Below are 1,038 nucleotides of genomic sequence, written 5' to 3' on the forward strand. Positions count from 1 at the left end.
TCTGATTGGATTCAGCATCGACAAAGGGATACGCCAGCACTTCGGTGAGACCGGCGTCGGCCAGTGCCTGGACAACCCTGCGCCGCTGCTGCTGAACGCGGGTCAGACCGCGCCCGGGAGGTGCGACCGGCAGTCGGGAAGGAATCTTGTCATAGCCGACCAGACGGGCGACTTCCTCTGTCAGGTCGGCCTTGTCGTTCAGGTCCGGCCGCCAGCTCGGTGCCACTACGGTGAAGCCGTCGGCTGCAGGAGAAACTTCCGCTCCAAGCTCCGTCAGCGTGGAGGTAATCTCGTCCGCGGTGAACTCCATGCCGATCCGGGCTGAGGCGTAGTCGGCCGGGAGGAAGATCGACGCCGGTGCCGGCGCTGTTCCGGTATCGGTGACAGCCGGGTCGGCGGTGCCGCCCCCGAGTTCGGCGAGCAATCCGACGGCGCGTTCGGCGGCAACCGCTGCGACGTGCCAATCGACGGCCAGCCGTATCGCCGGCAGGTCTTTTTCGGCCTCTTCTGAACCAAACCTCTGATTGGATTCAGCATCGACAAAGGGATACGCCAGCACTTCGGTGAGACCGGCGTCGGCCAGTGCCTGGACAACCCTGCGCCGCTGCTGCTGAACGCGGGTCAGACCGCGCCCGGGAGGTGCGACCGGCAGTCGGGAAGGAATCTTGTCATAGCCGACCAGACGGGCGACTTCCTCTGTCAGGTCGGCCTTGTCGTTCAGGTCCGGCCGCCAGCTCGGTGCCACTACGGTGAAGCCGTCGGCTGCAGGAGAAACTTCCGCTCCAAGCTCCGTCAGCGTGGAGGTAATCTCGTCCGCGGTGAACTCCATGCCGATCCGGGCTGAGGCGTAGTCGGCCGGGAGGAAGATCGACGCCGGTGCCGGCGCTGTTCCGGTATCGGTGACAGCCGGGTCGGCGGTGCCGCCCCCGAGTTCGGCGAGCAATCCGACGGCGCGTTCGGCGGCAACCGCTGCGACGTGCCAATCGACTCCACGCTCAAACCGTCGGGATGCTTCGGAGGGAAGCCTGTGCCGGCGGG

The 1,038-nt window shown here is 66.3% G+C and carries 1 pseudogene; it reads right to left on the reverse strand.

Features of this window, described 5'->3' with window-relative positions:
- A pseudogene (locus tag Y707_RS32895) lies at positions 1 to 1,038 on the reverse strand (hypothetical protein); the annotation flags it as partial.

Origin of the sequence: Arthrobacter sp. H14, assembly GCF_000520495.1 — a bacterium.
GTDB lineage: Bacteria > Actinomycetota > Actinomycetes > Actinomycetales > Micrococcaceae > Arthrobacter_C.